A 1,208-nucleotide genomic window follows, 5' to 3' on the forward strand; every position below is an offset into this window, starting at 1 on the left:
CGCAGGAATTTGCCACGCAGTGGCTATGGACCTACAACAACGAACGTCCCAATATGGGCATCGGCGGCGTAACGCCCGCACAGAAACTGAAAATGGCCGCGTGAATTCTACTGACGAGCCCCGTTAAAAACGGGGGGATTACCTCTGCATTTCTGACCTGATCCGGACGCAACAGGCGGGAGAAGTCAGAACGAGCCGTGAATGTCATTTCGCTATTGTCATCGGGCAACCGCTCTGGAAGGTCGGCGCGATCGACTGCGACAATCCCGTGGTCGGTAACAACGCTGGCAACGCGGATATCGTGACCGAGAACCTGACCTGAAATCTGTTCGCCCGGCCTGGCGCTGCGCACGTTGTGCTCGAAAGCATTCTCACCGCGCATTTCAAGATCGACGAAAGCAGCTCTTATGGCTTCCTGCCGGTTTGGATCGATCGCGTCTTCAAAGACATGTTTCATAGCTGGACTGGAGGGGTCGTTGGTCGTCGCGATCGACGCTTCGATCATGCGCGGCTTGGTGATGACGGTGAAGTCAACATCATGACCATATTCGCGTCCGATGGATGCTAGCAGTGCCTCCTGCGCCCGTCCGTTTCCTTCTCGGAAGGGGTGCACATAATTCAACTCTGCCAAAACTTTACCGGCGATTTCGGCGAACTGCTCGACCGACGATCCACGCAATATTTCCGGATTCCTGATCGGTCTAAAGGCTTCGTCCAAGCCCATCTCGATGCGCGAACCGTGAAGAAATGAGCTCCCACCTTTCGACAAATTGCCAATCGGCTCCACCCTCTGGCCATCTACAACAGGGCTTTCATTGCGCGTATGACCGGCCCATTCATAAACATCTTGGAAAATATGACCATGAATGGCTTTCAGATGTTGGGCGTCGAACGCGCCTTTCGGGCCGTCTCCTTCGGCAATTTCAGTCATCCGGAATGCTGTCGCGCGATATTCTTCGACGCGCAGTTCCTTATGAGACCGGATTCCAAGTTTATTACGCAGCACGTCCCTGCGGTCGGGATCGTCAGATGTGTTTGGATAGATATAGGAGCCTTTGGGTTCCGTTTCAGCCATAGCGAAGAATCGGGTAGGAGGGCATTTTAGGCCCTCCTCCCACACCACCGTACGTACGGTTCCGTATACGGCGGTTCATGAAGCGTAGTATAGGCGTCGGTGTTCCTTCAGGAACGAGATCAGCCCGATTTTG

At 54.3% G+C, this 1,208-nt stretch carries 1 pseudogene; it reads right to left on the reverse strand.

Annotated features, from left to right (window positions below):
• Positions 1-577 precede the first annotated feature (577 nt).
• Positions 578-1,075: pseudogene (locus tag F9K94_RS24785) on the reverse strand (Fic/DOC family protein); the annotation flags it as partial.
• Between the last annotated feature and the right edge of the window lie 133 nt (positions 1,076-1,208).

The sequence above is a fragment of the Brucella tritici genome, assembly GCF_008932285.1.
Classification (GTDB): domain Bacteria; phylum Pseudomonadota; class Alphaproteobacteria; order Rhizobiales; family Rhizobiaceae; genus Brucella; species Brucella tritici.